The 25,424-nt window shown below is 70.3% G+C and carries 31 protein-coding genes and 1 pseudogene; 13 read left to right on the forward strand and 19 right to left on the reverse strand.

Annotation, left to right across the window (positions count from 1 at the left end; translation table 11 throughout):
- The first annotated feature begins 58 nt into the window (after window positions 1-58).
- The 3 genes from ITJ59_RS07215 to ITJ59_RS07225 all read left to right on the forward strand — a co-directional run bounded on the left by ITJ59_RS07215 (window position 59) and on the right by ITJ59_RS07225 (window position 2,036).
- The gene (locus ITJ59_RS07215; protein ID WP_194650448.1) at window positions 59-370 is read left to right on the forward strand and encodes a DUF4190 domain-containing protein; all 312 of its coding nucleotides are present in this window, start codon (window positions 59-61) and stop codon (window positions 368-370) included.
- A 114-nt stretch (window positions 371-484) separates the two neighbouring features.
- Window positions 485-640, forward strand: a complete 156-nt coding sequence (locus ITJ59_RS07220) for a hypothetical protein (protein ID WP_194650449.1) — start codon at window positions 485-487, stop codon at window positions 638-640.
- Window positions 641-1,031: 391 nt separating this feature from the next.
- Window positions 1,032-2,036, forward strand: a complete 1,005-nt coding sequence (locus ITJ59_RS07225) for an SPFH domain-containing protein (protein ID WP_194650450.1) — start codon at window positions 1,032-1,034, stop codon at window positions 2,034-2,036.
- Window positions 2,037-2,413: 377 nt separating this feature from the next.
- On the opposite strand, the gene ITJ59_RS07230 is transcribed toward ITJ59_RS07225, so the two are convergent.
- Complete coding sequence (locus ITJ59_RS07230) at window positions 2,414-3,070, reverse strand: RHS repeat-associated core domain-containing protein (protein ID WP_194650451.1); 657 nt, start codon at window positions 3,068-3,070, stop codon at window positions 2,414-2,416.
- Between the two features lie 163 nt (window positions 3,071-3,233).
- Here ITJ59_RS07230 and ITJ59_RS07235 point away from each other — a divergent pair.
- A pseudogene (locus tag ITJ59_RS07235) lies at window positions 3,234-3,563 on the forward strand (low temperature requirement protein A); the annotation flags it as partial.
- 54 nt (window positions 3,564-3,617) lie between these two features.
- Here ITJ59_RS07235 and ITJ59_RS07240 read toward each other — a convergent pair.
- From ITJ59_RS07240 to ITJ59_RS07250, 3 genes are read right to left on the reverse strand one after another with little or no spacing between them, the layout of a single operon-like run.
- Window positions 3,618-3,923 (reverse strand): hypothetical protein, encoded by a 306-nt coding sequence (locus tag ITJ59_RS07240; protein WP_194650453.1) that lies wholly within the window; start codon window positions 3,921-3,923, stop codon window positions 3,618-3,620.
- Window positions 3,920-4,531 (reverse strand): hypothetical protein, encoded by a 612-nt coding sequence (locus ITJ59_RS07245; protein ID WP_194650454.1) that lies wholly within the window; start codon window positions 4,529-4,531, stop codon window positions 3,920-3,922. The genes ITJ59_RS07240 and ITJ59_RS07245 overlap by 4 nt, the downstream gene beginning before the upstream one ends.
- A complete protein-coding gene (locus ITJ59_RS07250; RefSeq protein WP_194650455.1) occupies window positions 4,528-5,082 on the reverse strand; it encodes an RNA polymerase sigma factor in 555 nt (184 codons plus the stop codon). Before ITJ59_RS07250 ends, ITJ59_RS07245 begins: the two co-directional genes overlap by 4 nt.
- A 106-nt stretch (window positions 5,083-5,188) precedes the next feature.
- On the opposite strand from ITJ59_RS07250, the gene ITJ59_RS07255 reads away from it, so the two are divergent.
- Window positions 5,189-5,818: an MOSC domain-containing protein gene (locus tag ITJ59_RS07255; RefSeq protein ID WP_194650456.1), complete on the forward strand. Its 630-nt coding sequence runs from the start codon at window positions 5,189-5,191 to the stop codon at window positions 5,816-5,818.
- 50 nt (window positions 5,819-5,868) lie between these two features.
- On the opposite strand, the gene ITJ59_RS07260 is transcribed toward ITJ59_RS07255, so the two are convergent.
- Window positions 5,869-6,243, reverse strand: coding sequence for an MmcQ/YjbR family DNA-binding protein (locus tag ITJ59_RS07260; protein ID WP_194650457.1), 375 nt, complete (start codon window positions 6,241-6,243; stop codon window positions 5,869-5,871).
- Window positions 6,244-6,397: 154 nt separating this feature from the next.
- Here ITJ59_RS07260 and ITJ59_RS07265 point away from each other — a divergent pair, with 154 nt between their 5' ends.
- A complete protein-coding gene (locus tag ITJ59_RS07265) occupies window positions 6,398-6,697 on the forward strand; it encodes an excalibur calcium-binding domain-containing protein (RefSeq protein ID WP_323749439.1) in 300 nt (99 codons plus the stop codon).
- 181 nt (window positions 6,698-6,878) lie between these two features.
- On the opposite strand, the gene epsC is transcribed toward ITJ59_RS07265, so the two are convergent.
- From epsC to ITJ59_RS07285, 4 genes are all read right to left on the reverse strand, one after another.
- Window positions 6,879-7,463 (reverse strand): serine O-acetyltransferase EpsC, encoded by a 585-nt coding sequence (epsC, locus tag ITJ59_RS07270; RefSeq protein ID WP_323749440.1) that lies wholly within the window; start codon window positions 7,461-7,463, stop codon window positions 6,879-6,881.
- A complete protein-coding gene (gene cysK, locus ITJ59_RS07275) occupies window positions 7,460-8,398 on the reverse strand; it encodes a cysteine synthase A (RefSeq protein WP_194650459.1) in 939 nt (312 codons plus the stop codon). Before cysK ends, epsC begins: the two co-directional genes overlap by 4 nt.
- Window positions 8,399-8,543: 145 nt before the next feature.
- Window positions 8,544-9,482 carry a PDDEXK nuclease domain-containing protein gene (locus ITJ59_RS07280; protein ID WP_194650852.1) on the reverse strand — a complete coding sequence of 313 codons (939 nt, stop codon included), beginning with the start codon at window positions 9,480-9,482 and terminating at the stop codon, window positions 8,544-8,546.
- Window positions 9,483-9,650: 168 nt separating this feature from the next.
- Complete coding sequence (locus tag ITJ59_RS07285) at window positions 9,651-10,688, reverse strand: dipeptidase (protein WP_194650460.1); 1,038 nt, start codon at window positions 10,686-10,688, stop codon at window positions 9,651-9,653.
- 44 nt (window positions 10,689-10,732) lie between these two features.
- On the opposite strand from ITJ59_RS07285, the gene ITJ59_RS07290 reads away from it, so the two are divergent.
- Window positions 10,733-11,308, forward strand: a complete 576-nt coding sequence (locus ITJ59_RS07290; protein WP_194650461.1) for a GNAT family N-acetyltransferase — start codon at window positions 10,733-10,735, stop codon at window positions 11,306-11,308.
- The gene (locus tag ITJ59_RS07295) at window positions 11,305-11,823 is read left to right on the forward strand and encodes an SRPBCC family protein (RefSeq protein WP_194650462.1); all 519 of its coding nucleotides are present in this window, start codon (window positions 11,305-11,307) and stop codon (window positions 11,821-11,823) included. The genes ITJ59_RS07290 and ITJ59_RS07295 overlap by 4 nt, the downstream gene beginning before the upstream one ends.
- On the opposite strand, the gene ITJ59_RS07300 is transcribed toward ITJ59_RS07295, so the two are convergent.
- From ITJ59_RS07300 to ITJ59_RS07325, 6 genes are all read right to left on the reverse strand, one after another.
- A complete protein-coding gene (locus ITJ59_RS07300) occupies window positions 11,790-12,623 on the reverse strand; it encodes a MurR/RpiR family transcriptional regulator (RefSeq protein ID WP_194650463.1) in 834 nt (277 codons plus the stop codon). The genes ITJ59_RS07295 and ITJ59_RS07300 overlap by 34 nt on opposite strands.
- Window positions 12,620-13,879, reverse strand: coding sequence for an allantoate amidohydrolase (locus tag ITJ59_RS07305; protein WP_194650464.1), 1,260 nt, complete (start codon window positions 13,877-13,879; stop codon window positions 12,620-12,622). Before ITJ59_RS07305 ends, ITJ59_RS07300 begins: the two co-directional genes overlap by 4 nt.
- On the reverse strand, window positions 13,876-15,108 hold the full coding sequence (locus tag ITJ59_RS07310) for a pyridoxal-phosphate-dependent aminotransferase family protein (protein ID WP_194650465.1): 1,233 nt from the start codon (window positions 15,106-15,108) through the stop codon (window positions 13,876-13,878). Before ITJ59_RS07310 ends, ITJ59_RS07305 begins: the two co-directional genes overlap by 4 nt.
- A gap of 43 nt (window positions 15,109-15,151) precedes the next feature.
- A complete protein-coding gene (gene allB, locus ITJ59_RS07315) occupies window positions 15,152-16,501 on the reverse strand; it encodes an allantoinase AllB (RefSeq protein ID WP_194650853.1) in 1,350 nt (449 codons plus the stop codon).
- Window positions 16,502-16,572: 71 nt separating this feature from the next.
- The gene (locus ITJ59_RS07320; protein WP_194650466.1) at window positions 16,573-17,337 is read right to left on the reverse strand and encodes an aspartate/glutamate racemase family protein; all 765 of its coding nucleotides are present in this window, start codon (window positions 17,335-17,337) and stop codon (window positions 16,573-16,575) included.
- 65 nt (window positions 17,338-17,402) lie between these two features.
- Complete coding sequence (locus ITJ59_RS07325) at window positions 17,403-18,962, reverse strand: NCS1 family nucleobase:cation symporter-1 (protein ID WP_194650467.1); 1,560 nt, start codon at window positions 18,960-18,962, stop codon at window positions 17,403-17,405.
- 176 nt (window positions 18,963-19,138) lie between these two features.
- On the opposite strand from ITJ59_RS07325, the gene ITJ59_RS07330 reads away from it, so the two are divergent.
- Entirely contained in the window at window positions 19,139-19,894 is a 756-nt protein-coding gene (locus ITJ59_RS07330) for an SGNH/GDSL hydrolase family protein (protein WP_228511240.1), read from the forward strand.
- A 117-nt stretch (window positions 19,895-20,011) separates the two neighbouring features.
- Entirely contained in the window at window positions 20,012-20,599 is a 588-nt protein-coding gene (locus ITJ59_RS07335) for a VOC family protein (RefSeq protein WP_194650468.1), read from the forward strand.
- A gap of 18 nt (window positions 20,600-20,617) precedes the next feature.
- On the opposite strand, the gene ITJ59_RS07340 is transcribed toward ITJ59_RS07335, so the two are convergent.
- From ITJ59_RS07340 to ITJ59_RS07350, 3 genes are all read right to left on the reverse strand, one after another.
- Complete coding sequence (locus ITJ59_RS07340; protein WP_194650469.1) at window positions 20,618-21,121, reverse strand: GNAT family N-acetyltransferase; 504 nt, start codon at window positions 21,119-21,121, stop codon at window positions 20,618-20,620.
- 4 nt (window positions 21,122-21,125) lie between these two features.
- Window positions 21,126-22,529: an LLM class flavin-dependent oxidoreductase gene (locus ITJ59_RS07345; RefSeq protein WP_323749442.1), complete on the reverse strand. Its 1,404-nt coding sequence runs from the start codon at window positions 22,527-22,529 to the stop codon at window positions 21,126-21,128.
- A gap of 158 nt (window positions 22,530-22,687) precedes the next feature.
- Window positions 22,688-23,056 carry a VOC family protein gene (locus ITJ59_RS07350; protein WP_194650470.1) on the reverse strand — a complete coding sequence of 123 codons (369 nt, stop codon included), beginning with the start codon at window positions 23,054-23,056 and terminating at the stop codon, window positions 22,688-22,690.
- 61 nt (window positions 23,057-23,117) lie between these two features.
- Between ITJ59_RS07350 and ITJ59_RS07355 the strand changes: the two genes are divergently transcribed.
- The 3 genes from ITJ59_RS07355 to ITJ59_RS07365 are packed head-to-tail and all read left to right on the forward strand — an operon-like array spanning window position 23,118 to window position 24,863.
- Window positions 23,118-23,570: a MarR family winged helix-turn-helix transcriptional regulator gene (locus tag ITJ59_RS07355; RefSeq protein ID WP_194650471.1), complete on the forward strand. Its 453-nt coding sequence runs from the start codon at window positions 23,118-23,120 to the stop codon at window positions 23,568-23,570.
- Window positions 23,570-24,001, forward strand: a complete 432-nt coding sequence (locus ITJ59_RS07360) for a GNAT family N-acetyltransferase (RefSeq protein ID WP_194650472.1) — start codon at window positions 23,570-23,572, stop codon at window positions 23,999-24,001. Before ITJ59_RS07355 ends, ITJ59_RS07360 begins: the two co-directional genes overlap by 1 nt.
- Window positions 24,002-24,050: 49 nt before the next feature.
- A complete protein-coding gene (locus ITJ59_RS07365) occupies window positions 24,051-24,863 on the forward strand; it encodes a hypothetical protein (RefSeq protein WP_194650473.1) in 813 nt (270 codons plus the stop codon).
- On the opposite strand, the gene ITJ59_RS07370 is transcribed toward ITJ59_RS07365, so the two are convergent.
- On the reverse strand, window positions 24,856-25,326 hold the full coding sequence (locus ITJ59_RS07370) for a GNAT family N-acetyltransferase (RefSeq protein ID WP_194650474.1): 471 nt from the start codon (window positions 25,324-25,326) through the stop codon (window positions 24,856-24,858). The two genes, ITJ59_RS07365 and ITJ59_RS07370, sit on opposite strands and share 8 nt — an antisense overlap.
- Between the last annotated feature and the right edge of the window lie 98 nt (window positions 25,327-25,424).

A 25,424-nucleotide genomic window follows, 5' to 3' on the forward strand; every position in this document is an offset into this window, starting at 1 on the left:
CCATGCTTTCCCCGGACGGCTGGACTCGCAGCCATCCTGAATGAAAGGACGCGCCGCAATGAGCGACGCCACGCCCTCCCACCCCAACCCCTACAACGGCAATGCGCAGCCGTACCAGCAGTCGCCGGGACAGTCGGACCGGTACAGCGTCCTCGCGATCGTCGGCTTCATCCTCGCGTTCGTGGTCAGCATCGGCGGCCTGATCGTGTCGATCATCGCGCTCACGCAGATCAAGCGCACCGGTGAACGCGGCCGCGGACTCGCCCTCGCCGGCATCATCATCAGCGCAGCATCGATCGTGCTGTCCATCGTCTTCGCGATCGTCATCTTCGCCGCGGCCGCGAACGCACCCTCCTACAGCGGCTACTGAGCCGATAGAACCCCGCGAACCCCGAAAACAGCCCACTGTTGCGCCGGCTCCCCCGGCGCAACAGTGGGCTGTTCCGCGCGGTCCAGCCACCTGGCGCGCTCGCGACGAGCAGACGTGCCGATCACGCTCACGCAGCCGCACAAACGCAGCCGTTCAGATCACCTCGGCGGTGACCAGCTGCGTCCGAACGCACGCATCAACACGACACCCCAGTCAGCATCCGTGATCGTGCCCGTCGACGTCTCCGTGCTGAACTCGCCACGCTCGTAGAGCAGGGGCGCTTGACCCACCAGGTGCTCACCGAGCCGCTCTCTGACATGCCACGTCTTCCGCGCCGTCTGCGACGGCACCAGCTCAAGCTGCAAGCGATGGCCGTGCACCGACACCGTGGACGGGAGCTGCGGGATACGAGGCGGCATGCGCACAGTCCACGCCCTCCCCCATCAAACCCCCGCAGACACGCTGACGTACCCGAGCAACGAACCGTCCACTGCGCCGTCGTCAACCAGGTGGGGCAATGGGGTCAGTTCCGATAATGGTGCTTCTCGGAACGTGATGGCGGGGGCGGAAGCGACGCAGCTGCGCGTTGCCCAAAGACCGGTGCGGCCAGGAGTCCCTCGTTGCGGCAGACTGCAACAACAAGCCCATAGGAGTGTTCGTCATGTTCGTCGCCGCCATCGTCTTCCTCGTCATCGCGCTCATCGCGCTGTTCTTCCGAAGACGGACCTACACCACCCCGGAGCGCCCGGCCACGCCCGGCCGCGAAGCACGGCCGGCGGTCCCGACCCGCCGCCCGAACCTCATCGCCGCGTGGACCGCAGCCGCCGCCGGCGTCCTGTTCGTCGGACTCACGCTCGGCAGCACCCTGTACGCCCAGGACACCGGTGAGTCGAAGGTGCAGGTCGACATCTCCGGCAACATCGTCGGACAGACGACCGACTCGGGCTTCCACTTCAAGGCACCCTGGGCGACGCTGCACACGTTCAACATCCGCAACCAGACCGTCACCTACATCAACGCGGTGAACGGCTCCGACTCGGACAACAACGGCAACGTCCGATCCGGCCCGTACGTCACGGTGCAGGACCAGGACGGCGTCTCGTCGAACGTCAGCCTGAACCTGCAGTACAGCATCGACGCGAAGTCGGTCACCGACATCTACCGCTCGTACAAGACCGAGGAGAATTTCAAGACGCAGTTCATCGGCAACTCGGTGCGCAGCGTCGTCCGACAGGTGCCGAACGACTTCACCACCATCGAGCTCATCACCAAGCGCGGCACCGTCGAGAAGTCGATGATCCAGGCGCTCGAGACGCGCTGGAAGGGGTCGGGCGTGCACGTCGACAACTTCGCCCTGCAGGAGATCACCCCGCCCAAGTCCGTCACCGAGGCCTACGCCACCGCCCAGCAGGCGCAGATCCAAGTCACCAAGGAGCGTGCGCTACTCGACGCGAAAAAGGTGCAAGCGCAGCAGCAGGTCGCCGAGGCGCAGGGGCAGGCGGACGCGAACGAGGTCCTCAACGAGCACCCGCTGTCGGCGGCGGCCCTGAAGCAGCGTGAGATCGAGGCCCTCAAGAGTGCCGGCGACAACGGATCGCTCATCGTCGTGCCGCAGGGCACCGACAACATCCTCAGCCTCCCCGGGACCGGATCCACAACCAAGTAGAGCGCACACCACAGCACGCAACGACAAGGTGCCACCGTAGTGCGGTGACACCACACGTCCTACAGATGTGGGCTACGGAAGCGGGCTTGCTGAGATTAGGCGAGATGCAAAACGCGCGGGACCCCAACAGGTGGCTGGGGTCCCGCGACTGCTCAAAAAACGTAATCGATTAAACTATCTCAGTGCACGGAGACTACGAGCAGCGATAAATGCAATACTCAAAAATAATGCAGCAATGATCAAACTAACCCAATATGCTAGCTTCCAGGAGGGCGAAACGAGTGGCAATATCAACCACAACAGAGCCGCCGCTACCGAGAAGTAGACGGTTATTTGGAGAAGAAAGCTCCGGTTGCACGAACGCACGATCGCCATTCCTATCCAGCAAGGGGGAGGAGTGCAGGTAAGAAACCTGCTTCGGCTCCCTTCCCAAGTCCATCCAATGCCGCGTTTCCGATCTCGCTGGCACTGCCGTCACCGTAGGCCGTTCCTGCAGCTTCACCTGCCGCGCCTCCGACAGCTGCCCCTAGGAAGATTCCGAGCGAGGCACCAGCACCACAACCCACTCCAGCGGAGAAGGCGCACACCGTACTTGTCACAGCGATCCCGGTGACGGCTCCCTCAAGAATTCCGACCTGGTCACCCGCCGCAAACTGTCCGCGAGGATCCGACTTGTAGATCGGATCTGAACCGGCGTATGCGTATCTTTTGGCGTTGCTCGGGCTGAGGGGTGCGTCGAGGGTGTCGCGTTCGAGCCATTTGCCGGTGGTGCTGGACTGCCACCGGTACCCGAATTTCGTCAGCCCGTGGTCGGTGCTGGACGAGCGGAGCCCGCTTTTGAACCCGTAAGGGTTCTGCTGCCACTGCGCACTGTCGCCACCGACCTTGACGGTTTCGACGCCGTAGGGGTCGTAGGAGACGGTGTAGGCGGTCTTACCGGTGCCGGCGATCGCGGCGGCCGGGCTGCCGTTAGCTGAGTTCAGGAAGCGCCTGAACTCGTTGGGCTCCATGTATGCCTCGATGGCGCGATGCACGTCTTCGTGGAGATCCTGGACTCGCCGATGCGTGTCGATACACGGGCAAGCGGGAGCTGTTGCGGGCGCGTCGAGACCGTAGTCGACCTCTCTACCGAGCCGCGAGCGCGTTGCCCTCTCCGACGAGAGCAACCTCTCCTGGAGGCATAACCAGGTCGGCCACTACTTCGTGTTCGCCGCGGCCGGGGCGCTGCCCGCCGGGATCGAGGTCGCGGTCAGTGCGGACGCCGGCCAGGCCGACCTGTCCCACGCCACCGTCGCCGCGACGATCGCGGTGCCGGTCGCGCTGTTCGTGCTCGCGATCTGGGCGCTCGCGCTCCGGCCGTCACTGTCGCCCGGGTGGAACGCGGCCGTCGTGGTGCTCGTCGCCGCGATCCTCGCGTCGGTCGCGGTGCCGGACGTCTCGCTGGTCGCGACCGCGCTGCTCGTCGCGGTGATCGTGGTGGTCCTCGAGGTCGCCGAGCGGCGGCCGGGCGCGCGGCACACGCGCTGACGGGAGGCCCGTGGCGGCGTCCCCACGGGCCTCCCGTCCGCCGTGTGGCCGCGGTCAGCCCACCCGCGCGACGCGCACGTCGACCCGCGTGAGCGACAGGCCGTGCTCGGCCGCCGTCGTCAGCGCGACGTCGTGCACGGCGCGGGCGACCTCGGGTGCGGGGCGGTAGCCGTCGGTGCCGATGACGACGCGCAGGACGTCCTCGTCGACCACGATGCGCAAGGGAGCATCGTTCGACGCGAGGTCGCGCACGGCGCTGACGGCGCTCGCGACCGTCGGTCGGGCACGGTAGAGGTCGGTGACCCCGGGGACCGCGATCGCCGCCTGCTCGATCGCGGCGAGGATGTCGTCGGTGCTCATCGTTCCTCCTCCGGGGTGCTGTCGGTCTCCGGCTGTGGTTCGAGCAGGTCACGGACCACGACGTCGATCGCGTCGACGAGCAGGTCGGTCTGCTCGGCCAACGCCTGGGCGACGCCGGTCCGGACCAGGTCCGCCGTCGCGACGACCGACGGTCCGGAGACGACCGCGACCTCGACGACCACGCGGATCGGGGAGCCCAGCTCCGTGACGTCCCCGTCGAGCTGACACCGCGCGACGAGCACGCCGGGCACGCTGTCCCCGGTCCGCCGGATGAGCGAGCGGATGGCGCCCTCGGTCATCACCGGACGCTCCGACTCGGACTGCGGGCGGAGCGGCACGTCCCGCCCGGAGCGGGACTCGAGCGAGATGTTGGCCAGCACCCCGCCGATCCACGACTCGTCGGCCGGAGCCTCGTCACGAGCGGCGGCCTCGAGCGACCCCAGTGAGGCGTGCCGGACGCGCAGGATCGCCGCGAGGGCGTTCTGGCACGCCGGGGAACCGTCGATGGTCGGGTCGGGCGGCTGCATGCCGGCGTCCAGGTAGTCGGCGAGCTCGTCGATGGAGTGGCCGTCGAGGTCGTCGGGTTCGAGTGCGTCGAGGGCGGTCATCGCCATCCCTCCATGAGTCGGATCATGTTCTTCCTCGCTCGGGACAGGAGTCCGCGGACCGTCGACGGAGGCAGGTCGAGTTCGGCAGCGATGTCGTCGTAGCTGTACTCGAGCACCTCCTTCATCAGCCAGCAGCGTCGTTGGGCGTCTGGGAGTTCGGCGAGGGCCGCCTCGACCGCTTCTTCGCGGGAGCGTGCCTCCGCCACCCGGTCCGGTGCGTCGTCGGCGGGGGCGGCGACCTCGAGTTCGGTGACGTCGTCGTGCGGCCGACGGGCGCGGATGCGGTCCAGGCACTTGCGGCTCAGGATGCGCATCAGCCAGGACTTCACCTTGGCCTGGTCCTCGAGCCGGTCGAGCCGGTCCCAGGCGGTGATGAAGGTCTCCTGCACGACGTCGTCGAGTTCGTCGGTCGACCCGAGGGTCCGGCGGGCGTACGCGCGCAAGAGGGGTGTGTAGCGGCGGATCAGGACCTCGAAGGCCCGGACGTCGCCATCGGACGACCGGCCGGCGAGGACCGCGTCGTCGAGCTCGGCGAGGGACTGGTGGTGCACGCTTTCCTTCTACTGGTCGGGGCTGGGAACGAGGTCGGTCGCTGATGGGACGCGCGCGGACGGCGGATCGTCACACTTCTCGTCGCACTTGCGCCAGAGTGGAGACATGTCGCTCGTCACCGCCGTCTGCCGCGTCGACCGCCTGCTGCCGGACTCCGGCACGATCGGGGTCACGGCCATCGACAAGCGTCCCGTCGACGGCAAGGTGCGGGTCCGTCCCCTCGGGCTGTACGCCGACGTGCAGGCCGACCGCAAGCACCACGGCGGCGAGGACCAGGCCGTGTACGCCTACGCCGACGAGGACGCCGCGTACTTCGCCGCGGAACTCGATCGCGACATCCCGCCCGGGCTGTTCGGCGAGAACCTGCGGACCAGCGGCGTCGACGTCACCGGCGCCGTCACGGGCGAACGCTGGCGCATCGGCGAGACCCTGGAGCTCGAGGTCACGATCCCGCGGATCCCGTGCGGCACGTTCGCGCGGCGGATGGGCGTCGACAAGTGGGTCAGGCGGTTCACCGAGGAAGGACGCCCCGGCGCGTACCTGCGGGTGGTCAAGTCCGGCCCGGTGACGGCCGGCGACCCGGTCGTCGTGACGTACCGTCCCGAGCACGGGGTGACGATCGGCGAGGTCTTCGCGGGCCTCACGCCCGAGCGGGCCCGTGCGGTGCTGGAGTCCGGGGAGCGACTCGCACCCAAGGTCGTCCGGGACGTGTCGAAGGTGCTCGCCCGCTCCTGATCGGGCGGTGACTCAGCCCGCTCGATCAGCCACACGCTCACCCCGCTCGATCAGCCGCCGCGCGTCGGGTCGATCGGCCGTCTCGCACGGGGCAGACCGGCGACGACCAGGTCGTAGGCGTTCGCAACGAGGTCCTCGACCAGGGTGTCGTCGATGCCGTCGCCCGGAGCCAACGTGATCCAGTGCCGCTTGTTCATGTGCCAGCCCGGCGTGATCTCCGCGTGGTCGCGGACGAGGGCGGCCCCGTGCGGCGGCGCGCACTTGAGGTTGACGATCGGCACGCCCCGGAGTTCGCTCGTCATCACGAACATCTTGTCGACGACCTTGTAGACGAACGCGCCCTCGCCGAAGGGTTGCGTCTCGAACACCGCGGGCAGGCCCATGGCGGTGCGGCTCGCGACGTCGTGCAGGTGCTGGCCGTCCATGACACCAGCTTGCCGCAGACCACCGACCCCCGGTGTGCGGACCGAACCCGTTCGGGGGCATGTGATGAGCGTCGTTCACATCGTAGGATCAGCTCGCCGCGCACCCGACGCGGCGGTCGCCCCGGCGGCCACACACCTGTTCCAGGGGGAACCCGTGCGCATCATCCGTACCCTCGGCATCGCCGCCGCCACCGCCGTCCTCGCGACCACCGTCGTCGTCGGAGGGGCCGCCACCGCGCAGGCCGCACCGAAGAGCTACGCCAACTGCACCGCGGTGCACAAGGTGTACTCCGGTGGCATCGCGAAGAAGTCCGTCACGAAGAACAAGGTCGTCTCCGGTGGCAAGACCACCTACCGCGCGCTCAAGGGCACGGTGAAGAAGGACGACGCCCTGTACAAGGCGAACACGAAGCTCGACCGCGACAAGGACGGCATCGCCTGCGAGAAGAGCTGACCGGCTCGCGAGACGCCGTCGTGTTCGCGAGACGCCTCCGAATTCGGCGGCGTCTGAGCGGCTCGACGGCGTCTCAGTGACACGACGGCGTCTCGCCACACCAGCGTTTCGCCACACCAGCGTCTCGCCGGACCAGCGTCTCGCCGGACCAGCGGGCGCCCCGAACCAGCGGGCGCCCCGGTCAGAGCGTCGGGACGCCCTCGTGCCCGGACCGCGGGCGTGCGGTGCCGGCGACCCCGGTGACGACCGACCCGGACGGCACGTCCTTCGTCACCACGGTGTTCGCACCCACGACGGAGTCCTGCCCGATGCTGATCGCCCCGATCAGGGACGATCCCGCGCCGAGCACCACGCGGTCGCCCACCACGGGGTGCCGTCGGGCTCCCGGGCCGTGGTCGCCGCCGCGCCCGCCGAGGGTGACCCCGTGGAACACCACGACGTCGTCCCCGATCACCGCGGTCTCCCCGATCACCACGCCCATGCCGTGATCGATGAAGAACCGTTGTCCGATGCGGGCGCCGGGGTGGATCTCGATGCCCGTCACCGACCGTGCAGCCTGACCGATGACCCGCGCGACGAACCTCGATCCGGGCAGTCCCTGCGCGAGCCACAGCCGGTGCGTGACCCGGTACGTCCAGATGGCGTGCAGCCCGGAGTAGACGATCGCGTTCTCGAGGTCGCCCCGAGCCGCGGGGTCACCGCGGCGTGCTGCGGCCAGGTCCTCCCGGATCGTCCGCAGCACGCCTCGTCGGAGGGGACGACTCACGCAGTGAGCCCCTCGAAGAGCACCGTCGACAGGTAGCGCTCTCCGGTGTCGCAGACGATCGCGACGATGCGCTTGCCCGCGTTCTCGGGTCGGGCGGCGATCTCGAGTGCGGCGTGGATGATCGCGCCGGACGAGATGCCGGCGAGGATCCCCTCGTCGGTCGCGAGCGCCCGCGCCACACGCAGGGCGTCGTCGAGCTCGACGTCGAACACCTCGTCGATGACGGACTGGTCGAGGACCTCGGGGATGAAGTTCGCACCGATGCCCGCGATCTTGTGCGGCCCGGCCTTGCCCTCGGTCAGGAGCGGGGAGTCCTTCGGCTCGACCGCGACGATCTGCACGCCGGGCACGCGCTCCTTGAGCACCTGGCCGACCCCGGTGATCGTGCCACCGGTCCCGACACCGGCGATGAACACGTCGACGTGTTCCTCGGTGTCGCGGAGGATCTCCTCTGCCGTGGTCTTCCGGTGGATCGCCGCGTTGGCAGCGGTCTCGAACTGGTGGGCGAGGATCGCGCCGGGCGTCTCGTCGACGATCGCGGCGGCGCGTTCGACCGCGCCCTTCATGCCCTCGGGACCGGGGGTGAGCACGATCTCGGCACCGTAGGCACGCATCACCGCACGGCGCTCGACACTCATCGTCTCGGGCATCGTGATGATCACCTTGTAGCCGCGAGCCGCACCGACGAGCGCCAGGGCGATGCCGGTGTTGCCCGACGACCCCTCGACGATCGTGCCGCCCGGCTGCAGGTCGCCGGATTGCTCGGCCGCGTCGATGATCGCGACGCCGAGGCGGTCCTTCACGCTGGCACCGGGGTTGTAGAACTCGAGCTTCGCCAGCACCTCGGCGCCGCCCGCCTTCGGCAGCCGGTTCAGCTTGACGAGTGGGGTGTTGCCGAACGCCTGGGAGATGTTGTCGTAGATCGTGCCGCTCATCCGGTCCGTCCTCATCGGGTCAGGTCGCGCATCGCTCTTCCTGGAGGCGCGGTGTGCGCCCGATCCTAGCGACCGGACCCCGCGTGCTGCTGTCCACTGCCGTGCACCGGCCCGGTACACCGGGCCGATGGCCGCAGGACCCCGCTCACGGCGAGTCGTCCTCCGTCGGCCGGAGCGCTCGCCGGAGTTGCGCCTCCGACGGCAGGGCTCGCTGCAGGTCCGCAGGCAGGAGATCGAACGAAGCCACTCCGACCGGCGCGTTGGACGCGCCGAGTGCGTACCGGACCACGGCGTCGTTCTTGCCCGCGACGAGCAACAGCCCGACGGTCTCTGCGTGCGCTGGCCGGCGGAGCTCGGCGTCGACGAGCGCGACGTAGAACGAGAGCTGTCCGACGTTGTCGGGTCGGAACTCTCCCGCCTTGAGCTCAACGACCACGTACCGGAGCTGCTCGACGTGGAAGAAGAGGAGATCGACGAAGAAGTCGTTGCCGTCGACGTCGAAGTGCACCTGCCGCCCGACGAACGCGAAGCCCGTGCCGAGCTCACGGAGCGTGTCGGCAATCCGGTCCACCATGGCTGACTCGAGGGCACGTTCGTCACGATCGCCGTCGACCGCCAGGAAGTCGAGGATGTACGGGTCGCGTGTGACCTGCTGCGCGAGGTCGTCACCGTTCGAGTCGAGTAAGCGGCTGAAGTTCGTGGGGGCCGCTGCGTGGCGCTCCGCTACTCGGCGCTTGATGTTGTGCCGAAGGACGTTCCGCGACCACGATCCCTGCACGGCTGACCGGGCATACCAGGCGCGGGATTCCTCGTCCGGTACCCCCAGGAGCTGGGTGATGTGGCCCCAGGGCAATTGGTCAACAGCCTGTTGACCAATTGATGTTTCCTCAGGCCAGGCCGCCGCGAACTGCCGCATGTACTTGAGGTTCGTCGCCGACAGCCCCTTCATCGACGGGAACTCGCTTCGCAGATCGTCGGCGAGCCGGTTCAGGACACCGCTCCCCCACTGCCCGCTCTTCGACCGCTCGAGCAGTACCGTGCCGATCGACCAGTACAGGTGCACCAGTTGCGCATTCGCTGCCAGCTACACGCGATGCCGCGTCGCGGTCACCTGTTCGCGGATCACTCGGAAGGTGTGTTCGTACTCGGCCGGGAGCGTCGGTCCATCAGTCATCCGCTGATCGTGCGGGCTGGTGGCACGCGCCGTCCACGAATCGGTATGGACGGCACGCGCGAGGGCACACGGCCAGGCTCAGCGCACGAACGCCGTCCGCGCGAACCGCTCGTCGGTCGCCTCGAGCACCCGCAGCACGTTGCCCCCGGCGAGCGCCCGCAGGTCATCAGCTCCCCACCCGCGCCGCTGCAGCTCGGCGGCGAGCACCGGGTACCGCGACACGTCGCGCAGGTCCGGCGGCAGCACCGGGGTGCCGTCGTAGTCGCCACCGAGGCCGATGTGCCCTGCGCCGGCGACGTCACGGGCGTGTTCGACGTGGTCCGCCACGTCCGACACCGTCACGAGCGGCGGCTCCCCCACCGAGCCGGCGTCCTCCCAGTCCGCCCAGTCCCGCGAGACGAACTTCGGCACGAACGTGATCATCACGACGCCGCCGTTGTCCGACAGCCACGCGAGCACGTCGTCCGGCACGTTCCGCGGGTGGTCGTTCACGGCGACGGTCGACGAGTGGCTGAAGACGACGGGCTGTGTGGCGATGTCGAGGGTGTCCCGCATGGTCGCCGGTGCGGTGTGCGACAGGTCGACGAGCATGCCGATCCGCTCCATCTCGGCCACCACCTGGCGGCCGCGGTCGGTCAGCCCGCCGTGCGGCTGCGAGCCCGTCGCCGAGTCGGCCCAGGGGGTGTCGTCGTTGTGCGTGAGCGTCATGTACCGGACGCCGAGTCGGGCGAAGTCGCGGAGCACTGCCAGGTCGTCGCCGATGGAGTGCCCGCCCTCGGCGCCGAGGAGCGACGCGATCCGTCCGGACTCGACCGCCGCCACGACCTCGGCCGCGGTCCGGGCGAGCGTGAGCGACTCCGGGTAGCGCTCGACGATCCGGTGCGCCAGGTCGATCTGCTGCAGCGTCGTCCGGACGGGGTCCGGTTCGTCGACGGGGACGAAGACCGACCAGAACTGGCCGACGACCCCACCGGCGCGGAGCTTCGGCAGGTCGGTGTGCAGCGAGTCCGTCTCGGCGTCGATGCCCTCGACCCCGGAGTCGTGGGTCTCGCGCCGCTCCCACGGCAGGTCGTTGTGGCCGTCGATGACCGGGAACGGGATCGCGTCGAACGTCATGGTCCCGACGCTACCGCGCACGTCTCCGTGGCTAGGCTCGACCCGTGGACCCCGTCACCCTCCGGACCGATCGCCTGGTGCTCTCCGTACCGGTGCCCGCCGACACCGAGGACGTCATCGCCTACGCGACCGACTCGGACGTCGTCGCGTTCATCGCGATGCCTGAGCCGTACGGGCACGCCGAGGCGCACCAGTGGCTCACCACGGTCGTGCAGGCCGGCTGGGCGGCGGACACCCGCTACGAGTTCGGCATCCGTCGCGCCGACGACCCGCGCCTGCTCGGCACGGTCGGGCTGTTCGGCATCGCCGGTGGCGGCGCCGAGATCGGGTACGCGACGCACCCCGACGCCCGTGGTCGGGGCCTGGTGACCGAGGCGGCCGACCGGGTGCTGCGGTGGGCGTTCGCGCCGGCGCCGGAGGGACTCGGACTCGTCCGGGTGCAGTGGCGGGCGAAGGCCGAGAACGCCGGGTCGATCGCGGTGGCCCGACGACTCGGCATGCGGTTCGAGGGACGACGGCGTTCGGCGGTCCTGCACCACGGCGTGCGGCACGACGAACTGCTGGCCGCGGTCCTCGCCGACGACGACCGGTCTGCCACGACGGACTGGCCCGCGACGTGACGGTGTCGTTCCGCGTCGTGACCGAGCTCGACGCCCCGCCGGAGCGCGCGTTCGCCCTGTCGCTCGACATCGGCGCCCACGAGCGGTCGATGGCCGCCAGCGGCGAACGCGCCGTGGCCGGCACGACGTCCGGCACGATCGGCCTGGGCGAGTCCGTCACCTGGCGCGCGCGCCACTTCGGGATCGTGTGGCGGATGACGAGTCGGATCACCGCTCTGGAGGCTCCGCACCGGTTCGTCGACGAACAGGTGCGCGGGCCGTTCGCCCGGTTCCACCACGAGCACCGCTTCGAGCCGTCGGCCGGCGGCACGCGCATGGTCGACACCATCACGTTCCGCGCGCCGTTCGGCCCGCTGGGGCGCCTGGCCGAGGTCGTCGCGCTCGCGCGCTACCTGCCGCGACTCATCGCGGACCGCAACGCCACCCTCGCCGCCGAGCTCCGCGCCGAGCGAGCGCACGGGGAGCAGGGCGGCCACGGCGGTCAGGGCGCCGCGAGCTCTCCCAGCGCGTCGTAGGCACTCGCCACCGCGTCGACCCGTGCCCGACCGGCGGGGCCCGAGGCCTCGTACACGTCGTTCGCGATGGCAGCGACGACCGCGAACAGTGCGGCCATCGAGTCGAACGCCGCCGGTGAGTCGACCGGGCACAGGATCGCGGTGTTCGCCGGTGCCGCGATGACGGCGGCGGTCGGGTCGCCCAGCACGACGACGTCGGCGCCGGTCGACACGCAGTGCCGCACGATTCGGTCGACCCCGGCGGTGTGCCGACGGACGGTCACCAGGATCACGAGGTCGCGGCGGTCGAGGTCGGCGACCTCTTCACCGAGCCGCTGCCCCGGTGCCGGACCGACGCGGACGTCCGAGCGGACCTGGGCGAGCTGCGCGCGGAGCTGCAGTGCGACGGGGTAGGCGCCGCGCTCACCGAACACGAGCACACGACGGGCACGGACGATGCGTCGTGCGAAGCGCGGCCGATCAGCACGGGCCAGGGACGCGAACGCGGCGTCGAGATTGCGGGCCTCGACCGCGCGCTGGTCGACGTGGGCGGCGTCCTCCGCCACCCACGGCAGGCCGGAGCCACGCGCGGACATCAGGTTCTGCCGGACCTCGGCCGCGTCCTGGAACCCGAGCGACCGGACGAGCCGGGACACCGTGGCCTTCGACGTGCCGGACTCGGCGGCGAGCTCGGCCGAGGTGCCGACGAGCAGGAGTTCCGGGTCGTGCCGGACCATCGCGGCGACGCGTCGTTCGGCGGGCGAGAGCTGCTCCCAGACGGAGTCGATGCGGGCGCGGACGTCCGGTCCTGCGGTGCTCATGCCCGGGCCGCCCGTTCCACCGCGACGGCGAGCGCGTCGAGCCCGAGCGCGATGTCGGGCGTCGAGACGAACTCGTCCGGGTGGTGGCTGATGCCGTCCGGGTTGCGCAGGAACAGCATCGCGACGTCGGTGACGAGCCCGAGCGACATGGCGTCGTGTCCAGCTCGCGAGAACAACTCAATCGGCGCGGTCTCGCCCGTGGACTCGATGCCGGCGCGGACGGCGTCCATCAGCCGCGGTGCACAGAACACCGCGGGCGCACGGTGCACCTCGGTCGGCGTGACGCTGACCCCGCGCCGTTCCCCGATCATCGTGAACGCCTTCGTCAGTTCGTCCCACACCGCGTCGCGGCCGTCGTCGAACTCGCCGCGCAGGTCGACCGAGAACCGTGCGAGCCCCGGCACCACGTTCACCGCACCCGGTTCGACGGTCATGGTGCCGACGGTGCCGACGTGGTGCGACGCCCGGCAGATGCGTTCGACGGCGAGGGCTGCCTCGGCCGCGGCGAGCAGGGCGTCGTGGCGCCGTTCGTAGGGGGTGCCACCGGCGTGCCGGGCCTCGCCGACGGCCTCGACCGAGAAGCGTCGGGCGCTCGCGATGCTCGTGACGACGCCGAGCGCCTGGCCGGCCTGCTCGAGGTACGGGCCCTGTTCGATGTGGGCCTCGAGGTACCCCGCGAGTCTGGTCGGGTCAGCCGCCGCGTCACCCACCCGGGCCGGGTCGAGCCCGAACCGGGTGAAGGCCTCGCGCAGGGTGACGCCGTCGCCGTCGGTCAGGTCCCACCAGGACTCGTCCCACACCCCGGCGACGGCGGACGACCCGAGCAGGGCCTTGCCGAACCGGGTCCCTTCTTCGTCGGAGAACGCGATGACCTCGAGCGCGACGGGCAGCGGCCCCGCGGTCGTCAGTCGCGCAGCGGTGCGGATGGCCATCAGGACCCCGACGATCCCGTCGTAACGGCCGGCGTCCACCACGGTGTCGAGGTGCGAGCCGAGCAGCAGCACGGGGGTGTCCGGCGTCGCGCCGTCGACCCGTCCGTGCAGGTTGCCGGCGGCGTCCTGCCAGGTGGTGAGTCCGGCGTCCTGCATCCACCCGGCGACGATCCCGTTGACGCGGGCGTGCTCGGGCGACAGGTACACGCGGGTGATCCGGCCGGTCTCCTCGGTGACCAGGGCCAGTTCGTCGCACCACCGCGCGACGAGTTCGGCGTCTGCGGTGGCCAGCGCGGTGGCGGTCACGACGGGGGCCGCACTCACGCCAGGACCCCGACCGGTGCACCGGAGTAGACATCGAGCGCGGCGTCGACCCCGCCGCCGTGCGGGACGGCGTGCCCCGCCCGGCGGAGCGCGTGCTCCAGGGCGGCGAGGGTCGTCACGACGGTGTCCTTGCGGGCGTTGTAGCCCATGGTGCCGATGCGCCAGACCTTGCCGTGCAGCGGTCCGAACGAGGTGCCGATCTCGATGCCGTGGTCGTCGAGCATCGAACCACGGACCTGGTCGCCGACGACGTCGGACGGGATCTCCACCGCGACGACGTTGTGCATCTTGTGTGCGACGTCACCGAACACTCCGAGCCCGAGCGCCTGGACGCCCTGCAGCATCGCGCGGCCCGCGAGTTCGTGGCGCGCGATCGCCTGCTCGCGCCCTTCGTCGAGCAGGATGCGGGCGCACTCGTTGGCGGCGTAGAGCATCGACGCGGCCTCGGTGTGGTGGTTCAGCCGCCGCGGACCCCAGTAGTCCAGGATCATCGCGAGGTCGAGGTAGTTCGAGCGGATCGGCTCGTCGGCGACGTCGTCTCCGGGTTCACGGATGCCGGCCTCGACGCTGCGGCGTTCGTCGAGGACCGCGGTCGCGCGCGGCGAGACGGTGACGGGTGCACTGCCGGAGGGACCGCCGAGGCACTTCTGCAGTCCGGCGCTGACGGCGTCGATGCCCCAGGCGTCGACCTCGAGCGGGTTGCCCCCGACGGTCGCCGTGGCGTCGGTGTAGAACAGCACGCCGTGCCGTTCGCAGATCGCCCCGAGCTCGTCGAGCGGCTGGTTCATGGTCGTCGAGGTGTCGCCCTGCACGATCGCCAGCACCTTCGGCCGCACGCGGACGATCGCGTCCTCGATCGCGGACGGTGTGAAGACCTGCCCCCACGCGGTCTCGATGGTGTGGACCTCGGCCCCGGCACGGCCCGCGATCTCGGCGAGCAGGTGCCCGAACCGGCCGAACACGGGCACGAGCACGCGGTCACCCGGCGCGAGCAGCGACACGAGCACCGCCTCGATCCCGGCGCGCGAGGTGCCGTCGACGAGCACGGTGGCGTCGTTCGTGGTACCGAACACACCGCGGTAGAGCTCCTGGGTGTCGTTCATGGCGGAGGTCATCCACGGGTCGTACTGCCCGACGAGCGGGGTCGACAGGGCGCGGAGCACACGCGGGTCGGCGGTGATCGGGCCGGGGCCCATCAGGAGGCGGGCTGGCGGGTTCACGGGGTGCATGGTTGGTCCTTCCGTTCCGATCACGAGCGTACCGGAACGATCGTTACAAACGTGTTTCGGTGACCCGGGCATCCGCGGTCACGGGCGCCGCGACGAGCTGCCCCTCGACGGCGGTGACGCCGGACGCGGTGGACGCCACCACGCGCCCGCGCAGCCAGGTCTCGGTGACGCGGCCACGGGCCTCCAGGCCGGCGAACGCGGAGACCGGGTTGCGGTGTGCGAGGCCCGCCACGTCGATGACCGCCGTGGCGGACGGGTCGAACACGGCGAAGTGGGCCAGCGCGCCGGGGGCGATGACCCCGCGGTCGGGGAAGCCGACGAGTGCTGCCGGACCGGTCGTGAACAGCGGCAGCAGTGCCTCGAGCGGGACGCCGCGGCGGAGGGCCTCGGTCCAGACGGCTCGGAAGCCGACCTGCAGGCCGGCGATCCCGCCCCAGGCGAGTCCCCAGTCGTCGACCTTGAGGTCCGCCGTCGACGGCGAGTGGTCCGACACGATCATGTCGATCGTGCCGTCGAGCACCCCGGCCCACAGGGCGTCGCGGTTCGCGTCGTCACGGATCGGCGGGCAGCACTTGTACTCCGTCGCGCCGTCGGGGATGGACCCGGCCTCGAACGCCAGGTAGTGCGGGCAGGTCTCGACGGTGATGCGGACGCCGTCGTCCTTCGCGGCACGGATCATCGGGATCGCGCCGGCGTCGGACAGGTGCAGGATGTGGACCCGCGCGCCGGTGGCGCGTGCGCCGTCGATGACCCGCGCGATCGCGGACCGCTCCGCGTCGACCGGCCGGGTTGCGAGGAAGTCCTCGTAGTGGCCGCCGAGCGCGGCGTGGTCGACCAGGAACTCGGGGTCCTCGGCGTGCACGATGAGCAGGGCGTCGATGCGGGCGACCTCTTCGATCGCTGCCCGCAGCTGCGCAGGCTCGAGGTGCGGGAACTCGTCGACGCCGGACGGCGCGGTGAAGCACTTGAACCCGAAGACGCCGGCGTCGTGCAGCGCTCCGAGCGACCCGGCGTTGTCGGGGACCGCCCCGCCCCAGAACCCGACGTCGACGGCGACACGCCCCTCGGCACTGGCGCGTTTCACGGCGAGCGCCTCGACCGTGGTCGTGGCGGGGATCGAGTTGAGCGGCATGTCGATGATGGTCGTGACGCCGCCGAGTGCGGCGGCCCGGGTCGCGGACGCGAACCCCTCCCACTCGGTGCGGCCGGGCTCGTTGACGTGCACGTGGGTGTCGACCAGGCCGGGCAGCAGGACGTGACCGTCCGGCACGCTGCGGTCGTCGAGTGTCCGGACCACGGCGTCGACCGGCAGGACGTCGTCGACGCGGCCGTCGCGCACGACGACCGCAGCAGGGCGGAAGGCTCCGTCGATCCACGTGCGGTCCGCGCGCAGGACGAGGTCCGCGACGGTGTCGGTGTCGACGTCTGAGCGGGACCCGGTGCTGCCGTCGACCGGGAGGCCCGTCACGCGCCCGCCCCGACCGTCGCGCCCGCCGCCGGCTGGCGTTCGAAGCCCGCCAACAGACCCGACATCGCCTTCGTCGGCGGAACGGCGTACTCCCCGTGCTTGCCCGTGGACAGCCCCAGCCGGAACAACGACTCGGCGAGCACGGTCGCCGCGGCCACCCCGTCGACGACCGGCGCACCGATCGCCCGCGAGACCTCGGCGCAGAAGTCCGCCATCCCTGCGCAGCCGAGCACGACCGCGTCGGCTCCCCCGGCGATGACCGCGCGGCACTCCTCGATCACCAGGGCGCGTGCACCCGAGGCCGGGTCGTCGAGCTCGAGCACCGCCACCTCGCACGCCCGGATCTCGGTGACGAGCGAGGCGAACCCGTAGCGCTCGGCGAGCTCGTGGGCCCGTCCGGTCGTCCGCGCCAGGGTCGTCACGACGCCGAACCGGCGTCCGAGCATCGCCGCGGCGTGGAAGCCCGCCTCGGCGATCCCGATGACCGGCCCGGCGGCGAGCTCCCGCGCCGCGTCGAGGCCCGGGTCACCGAAGCAGGCGACGACGTAGGCATCCACGCCGTCCTGCTCCCCGAGCGCGATCTGCTCGAGGAGCCCCGGCACCGCGAGCGCCTCTTCGTAGTGGCTCTCGATCGACGCCGGACCCATCGTGGGGTTCACCGCCTCGACGACCGTGCCGGGGCCGGCGACCGCCGAGGCGGCGACACCGATCGAGCGGGTCATCGAGGCGGTGGTGTTGGGGTTGACGACGCGGATGCGCATCGGGGTCCTTCCGGTGGTGCGGGCGGTGCGGGTGTCGCTGGTGGTGCGGGCGTCGCGGATGTGGCTCAGGCTCGTCCGACGGCGGCGCCGTCGTCGACCGTCGGGTCGTCCGAGGCGAGCTCCGGCATGCTCGGACGGAACCGCTCGAGCCCCCAGAAGACCACGAGTCCGAGGCCGCAGCCGATGAACCAGCTGTAGTTGTTCAGTCCGGGCAGGATCCCGAGCGCGGGCGGCAGGACCGCGCTGGCGACCGAGATCGCCCCGGTGACGACGAGCGTGCCGATCGCGTTCGGGTTGAAGCCGCCGCGGTACCAGTACCGGGCCGAGGTGTCCTTCGTGTACATGTCGTCGACGGCGATGCGCTGCTTCCCGACGATGTAGTAGCCGGCGATCAGGATGCCGAACAGCGGGCCGATGAGGGCACCGAGCACGCCGAGCGTGTACAGGATGGCCTGGTCGTTGCCGTACCAGTTCCACGGGGTCAGCAGCACGGAGCCGACCGCGGCGATCATGCCACCGGCTCGCCACGAGATCTTCCGCGGCGCGACGTTCGAGAAGTCGAAGGCGGGGCTGATGAAGTTCGCGACGATGTTGATGCCGACCGTCGCCGTGACGAATGTCAGGCCGCCGAGCAGGATCGCGAACGGTGCGCCGATCGCCTGCACCGTCTCGATCGGGTCGGTGATGAGCTTGCCGAACACCGGGACGGTCGCGCTGGCGCACAGCACGGTGAGCACCGAGAAGAACAGGAAGTTGATCGGCAGCCCCCAGAAGTTGCCCCGCTTGACCGACGCGAACGACTTGCCGTAGCGCGAGAAGTCACCGAAGTTGAGCATCGGGCCGGAGAAGTAGCTGACCACCAGCGCGACCGCCGACAGCATCACCGGGATCGACGCCCCGAAGGACAGCGGCTCCCCCACCGACAGGGTGAACGAGATGTTGCCGATGCCGGCCTGGCTGACCAGGTAGATCGCCAGCGCGATCATCACCACGTACACCGCGGGGCCCGCCCAGTCGATGAACTTCTTGATGGCCTCCATGCCCATCCAGAACAGGGCCCCCTGCGCGACCCACAGGATCGCGTACGAGATCCACCCGAGCGCCGACAGCCCCAGGAACGAATGGTCGAGGAGCCCGGCCGACGCGGGGATGAACTTCAGGAAGATGATGTTGAGCGACTGCGCGGCCAGGAACGTCTGCACGCCGTACCAGGCCATCGCGATGAGGCCGCGGATGATCGCGGGCACGTTCGCCCCGAGGACCCCGAACACCGCGCGGTTGATCACCGGGTACGGCACGCCCGTGCGCTGCGAGGGCTTGGCGACGAGGTTGGCGAAGACCTGCACGATCAGGATGCCGACCACCAGGGCGATGAGCACCTGCCAGCTCGCGATGCCGAGCGCGAAGAGCGACCCGGCGGTCACGTAGCCGCCGACCGAGTGCACGTCGGACATCCAGAAGGCGAAGAAGTTGTAGCTCGTCCAGCTCTGCTTGCGCAGCGGGGCGAGGTCCTCGTTCGTGAGCGCCGGGTCGTACCCGGGCTTGACGACGCCGGCACCTGCGGGTGCGGCGGTCGTGGTGGGGGCGTGGGGCGCTGCGACGGGTGTCACGAGTTCGGTAGCCATGGCGTCCTCCGAGGGAGTGGGGTGCGGCAGGCGGTGATCGCCTCCACCACAGAAGCTAGGGAGCCTCTTCGCGCCCGCCGTTTCCCTCGTGTAACGGTCGTGTGTCGCGGGCCCGGTCCTGAAACGCTCGTTCCGACTCGCCGATCGTGCACAGGTGTGTGCAGGAAGATGCGTCCATGCCCGACACCATCCGTTACGTCGCGATCGGCGACAGCTTCTCGGAGGGCATCGGCGACGCCGGTGCCGTTCCCTTTCCTGGCTGGACCGGCCGACTCGCGAGCGGCATGGCCCGGACCGCCGGAGCGGACGTCCGCTACGCCAACCTCGCCGTCCGCGGTCGCCTGCTCGCCGGGGTCCTCGGGGAGCAGCTCGACGCGGCCCTCGCACTCGACCCCGCGCCGACCCTGATCACGTTCTGCGCGGGCGGGAACGACCTGCTCCGGCCACGGTTCGACGCCCACACGCTCATCGCCCCGCTCGAAGCGGCGGTCGTCACGGTCCTGGGCCGCGGGGTCCGACTGGCGCTGCTGAGCCCAGCCGACCCGAGCGCCCGGCTCCCCCTCGGACGCCTCATCAACGCGCGCGGCGATGCCTGGGCGGACGCCCTCGCCGACCTCGCCGACCGGTACGACCTGCCCTTCGTCGACGTGTCCCGTGATCCACACCTGCGCCGAGCCGAGTTCTGGTCCGAGGACCGACTGCACATGAACGCGACCGGCCACCAACGCGTCGCCGACCTCGCCCTGCACGCGATCGAGGACGGACCAGCACCGATCGAGCCGGTGTCCGAACCGTCCGGTCGCACCCGACTCGCCGAGGAACTCCGCTACTACCGCGAGCACGTCCTGCCTTGGGTGCAGCGTCGTGTGACCCGAAGGTCCTCAGGCGATGGCCGCTCGGCGACGTTCCCGGCGTGGACCCCCGTGGACTGATCGCGCACGATCGCGGCGGTTCTCCGCACGCGTCTCGCGCTCCGCTTGTCCTCCCCTGCGCGCAGCCGTTCTACTCGGGTGATCCACGTCCGAGCCGAACTCAGGGGAGACGGCACCATGCCCACTGCGCCACGCCCATCCGGCACCACCGCGACACGTCCTGCGACCGTCACCACCCCGACGGGCACCCCCAGCACCGCACACGGCATCGACCACATCGGCCTCACCGTGCCCGACATCGACCAGGCCACCGACTTCTTCGTCCTGGGACTCGACGCCGTCCTCCTGTACGACCGGTTCCTCCGGAGCGAACCGCTCCGTGGCGAACCCGACGTCCAGCGCCGCCTCGGCATCCCGGAGACCATGTCCCAGGGGGCGCTGCGGATGCTCGCGCTGCCGAACGGTCCGGGGCTCGAACTGTTCGAGTACCACGGCCCCGACCAGCGGAGAGCAGCCCGGGCCAGCGACCTCGGCTGGCAACACGTGGCGTTCTACGTGGACGACATCGACCATGCGCTGTCGCACATCGAGACGGCGGGCGGCCAGCGGTACGCCGACCCGCGAGACCTCGGCGGCAACGAGGGCGGGTTCGGCAACCGGTTCGTGTACGTCGGCACGCCGTGGGGGTCCACGATCGAGTTGATCACCTACCCGACCCGGCAGTCGTACGAGGACCACGCCCCGCGACGGAAGTGGCGGGTCTGACGCCCGGCGCACGAACGATCAGCGCGGTGCGTGTGCCGCGATGTACGTCAGCGTCGTCCGGCCCGTGAGGGCGTGCGGGAACTCGACCCCGTTCGGTCGGAAGCCGCCGGACTCGTAGAGCCGGAGCGCGCGCTCGTTCGCGGCGAGCGCGTGCAGCACGACGGCCGCGTGTCCGGCGTCGGACGCGGCACCGATCGACGCCGTGAGGAGCGCACGCCCGAGGCCGCGCGCCTGCACGTCCGGCCGGACGGCGAGCAAGGACAGGTACGCGGCGTCCTCGGGATCCGTCGGTTCCCCGGTCCCCGGCGCCGTGACGAGGGCGAATCCGTCGACGGTGCCGTCCACTCCGGCCGCCACCAGCAGGGCGACCCGCGCGACCGCGAACTTCGCCCCGGCGCGCTCACGGACCGCGTCGGACTCGGGGACACCGTCGCGTGCCGCGACCGCACCGACCCACAGGCTGACGCACTCGGACACCTCGTCCGGGGTCGCAGGATGGACGACGACGGACGACTCGATCACCCGATCAGCCTACGACCGCCCGGCTGCCGATCCTGAACGACGCCCCACGGTGCTCGTCGGGCAGCCGGTCACCGCGGCCGTGCAGCTTGTGCCGGAGCGAACCGGGCTCGTAGCCGCTCGGGTACGCCCCGCGGGCCCGGAGCTCGGGGACGACGAACTCGATGACGTCCTCCCAGGTACCCGGGGTCACCGCGTACGCCAGGTTGAAGCCGTCGACGTCGGTCAGTTCCTGGATCTCCTGCAGCCGGTCGGCGATGGTCGCTCCCCCGCCGACCGCCACCGGCCCGAGCCCGCCGATCGCGGTGTGCCGTGCGAGGTCGCGGATGGTCCACTTCGATCCGTCCTCGCCCGTGGCCGCCGCGATGTTCGCCGCCGTGGACTGGATCGCGTTCGACTCGACGTCACCGAGGGGTTCGTCCGGGTCCCACTGCGACAGGTCGACGCCCATCCAGCCCGAGTTGAGCACCAGCGCACCGAGCTCCGACGCGTACGACAGGTAGTCCTCGTACTTCGCCTGGGCCAGCTCGTCGGTGGCGTCCGTGATCACGGTGAGCAGCGTGTAGACGCGAGCGGCGTAGCGGTCGCGACCAGCTGCCTCCAGGGCGTCACGGACCTTCGCGACGGTCGACGCGAGCTGCTCGACGGTCGGTGCGCCCACGAAGACGGCTTCGGCGTTCTCTGCGGCGAAGCGGATGCCGCGCGGCGACGCGCCCGCCTGGTAGATGACGGGCGAGCGCTGGACCGACGGCTCGGACAGGTGAATGCCCGGCACGTCGAAGTGCTTGCCGTGGTGCTCGATCGGGTGCACCTTCGCCGGGTCCGTGAAGACGCCGGCCTCGCGGTCCGCGACGACCGCGTCGTCCTCCCACGAGCCCTCCCACAGTTTGTAGAGGACCTCGAGGTACTCGTCGGCCACGTCGTACCGGTCGTCGTGCGACAGCTGGTCGGCCTGCCCCATGTTCCGGGCCGCGCTCGGCAGGTAGCCGGTGACGACGTTCCAGCCGACCCGCCCCTTGGTCAGGTGGTCGAGCGTGGAGATCCGCCGCGCGAACGGGTACGGGTGCTCGTAGGCCGTCCCCGCCGTGATCCCGAACCCGAGGTGCTCGGTGACCGACGCCATCGCCGACACGAGCAGGATCGGGTCGTTCACCGGCACCTGCGAGCCGGTGCGGAGTGCGGCCTCGTTCGAGTCGCCGTACACGTCGTAGGTGCCCAGGACGTCGGCGATGAAGATGCCGTCGAACGCGCCACCCTCGAGCGTCTTCGCCAGGTCGGTCCAGTAGGACAGGTCGCGGTAGTCGCGCGAACGGTCGCGCGGGTGGCGCCACAGCCCGGAGGACTGGTGCGCGACGCAGTTCATGTCGAACGCGTTGAAGCGGATCTGCCGGGGCTCGCTGCTGCTGGTCACGCCGTGACGCTACGTCGGACACCTGCGCCGGTCACGGATCGTGACGAACGATGACGGTCGGGGGTGCCGACGCGCGCTGCACAACCAAAGTCATTCGGAACCGGACGTTCGCGCGGCGCCGACGCACTTTGGTTGCGCGGCGGTGCGCTGCCGACGACTCACGCGCGGTCGTGCAGCGTGACCTGGTAGCCGTCCGGGTCGGCGAACGTGAACGTCCGACCGAACGGACCGTCGATCGGTGCGGAGACGATCGTGTGGCCGTCCGCCGACAGGGCGTCGTGGATGGCCTGCACATCGGTGGCGTGGAGCCAGATCGCCGCACCGATGCCCGGCTGCGTCACGGCGTCGAGGTCGGTGCCGGGGACGATGTCCCGCAGTGCGAACGCGATCGGCGTGGTCTCGAAGACGACCGCGTGCGGCGGGCCGGCCTGCGAGCGGACGAGGCCGAGGTACTGCTCGTAGAACGCCTGCGATGCATCGAGGTCGCGGGTCTGCAGGGAGATGAAGTCGGGGCCGGTGACGGGCATGGTGCACTCCTTCGGTTGTGTCAGTCTTCTGACACGTCACAATCTATGTCAGACTACTGACATGAGTCAAGACGGCATCCACCTCGAGACCTCCCTCGGGTACCTGCTGAAAGAGGCCGCGAGTGCTCTCCGCGCCGCGATGGAGGCCGTGCTGCGCCCCCTCGACATGACGATGACGCACTACTCGTGCCTCGAACTCCTGGCGCAGCGGCCCGGCCTGTCGAACTCCGAGCTCGCCCGAGGCGCCTTCGTCACCCGCCAGTCGATGAACGTGCTGCTGCAGGCACTCGAACGGGACGGCTTCGTGACCCGTGCCACCGAGGCCCCGGTCGGCAAGGCGCTCCCGACGCAGTTGACGGCGGCCGGGCGGAAGCAACTCGAGCAGGCGAGCGCAGCCGTGCGCGGGGTCGAGGTCCGCATGCTCGACGGCTTGTCCGACGAGCAGCAGGTGGCGGCACGAACGCTGTTGCGCAGCATGGTGCGCTCACTCCGCACCGACGGCGGAGCCGCCTGATGCCGGACACCACACTGCGGGACAGCACCGGCGAGGACGTCGAATGGCTCGTCGAGCTCCGCGCCGAGGTGCTCCGAGCGGACCTCGAGCGACTCGGCCGGTTCGACGCGGTCCGGGTCCGCCAACGCATGCGGGATGCCTATGCACCCGAACACACCCGGGTGATCGTGGTCGACGGGCACGACCGCGGCTCGATCACCGTGCGGCCGGACGCCGACACCCGGTGGATCGAGCACTTCTACCTCGCGCCCGAGGCGCAGGGGCGCGGTGTCGGCGGGACCGTGCTCCGGACTGTCCTGGCCGAACCCCACGTTGGATCGACGCGCCTCAACGTCCTGCAGGGCAGCGCCGCGCGACGACTCTACGAACGGCACGGCTTCGTCGTCGACACCGAGGATGCCGTCGACGTCTTCATGACACGCTGCCCCTGACCGATGGCCCGGTCTTCGCCCACGTCGTCACGGCTGTAGCGTCAGCGACGTGACCGATGATGATGCACCCGACGACGAGACCTTCACCTTCACGATGTCGGGTGGCGGCACTCCACGGGGCCACCTGCAGGACCCGAGCTCCGTCACCCTGCACCTCGATCCGCGGCGCATCGGCGACGCGGCCCAGGGCAAGGAGATGTTCACCCGGGCGATGGACCAGCAGCACACGGCGCTGACGGCGTACACCGCGGCACTCGATGCCGCCGACGGTGACGTGACCGCTCCGGCAGTGCAGGACGCCGCGACCGCACTGCACGAGGCGCTCCAGTTCCTGCCGATCGCCCACGCCGTGTACACGGGCGTCGGCTTCCCCACGGCCCGCGTCGGGGACGGCTCCCACCCGACCGCGCTGCGACCGGAACTCGGCGAGCGCGCCCTCGGCGTCCACCCGGACATGCTCACGGCGGTTCGAGGGGACACCTCGCAGCGCTGGGAACTCGCGTGTGAAGAGGACCTCCCCCTCGCCGTCGAGATCGCTTTGGCGACCGACCCGGACGAGAACATGCGGTCCGCCTTCCTCATGATGACGAGATCACGAACGGTCGTCCTGCTCATGGAACAGCGAGAGACCGACCCGGGCATCCTCGACCAGCTCGCCCAGCAGGGCTACGCCAGCCCCGAGCGGAAGTTCCCCCTGCCGCTCGCCGACCTCGTTCCCCGAGAACTGGACGGTCTCTACGAGCTCCTCGGTCTCGACGACCAGGCCGTCGCGCTCGCGAAGGCCCGCTGGGCGAGGGCGCAGGAACACGACGAGCGCATCACCGTCGGCGACGCGCTCCGCGAGATCGGCGCGGTCAGCTGAGCCGCTTCGCGTACCAGCGGTCGGAGTACGGGTCGTCGTTGAACGGCGGGACCCGGACGAAGCCCAGCCGTTCGTAGAGCGCACAGGCCTCGGCGAGCTCGGCCCGCGTGTCCAGCCGCAGCGACGTGATCCCGCGCCCGCGGCTGAGGTCCTTGACGTGGTGCAGGAGCGCCGAACCGACGCCTCGGCCACGGTACTCCGGCAGCGTGAACACCTTGGTCAGCTCGCCGACGGCACCCACGAACCGGACGCCGGCACAGGCCACCGCGGCTCCTCCGTCGACGGCGACGACGAACACCCCGGAGTCGCCCTGCAGGTCGTCGTACGGTTCGTCGGCCAGCGCCCGATCGACCTCGGCAGTCGTCGCTGCTCGCCCGTACCACCGCGACGCGACCTCGCTCAGGTACGTCCGCACGATCGCGTCCGACGCCTCCGCACCAGGTCGCTGCGTCTGGAAGATCATCGCGCCCCTCGAATAGGCATACCATTCAAGCCTTTCTGGGCCCTGTCGGCGACCAGCTGCGGACGGGAGGCGCGGGGCGGGCCCGCACCGTGCCTCCC

It is taken from the genome of Curtobacterium sp. VKM Ac-1393, from assembly GCF_015350995.1.
GTDB lineage: Bacteria > Actinomycetota > Actinomycetes > Actinomycetales > Microbacteriaceae > Curtobacterium.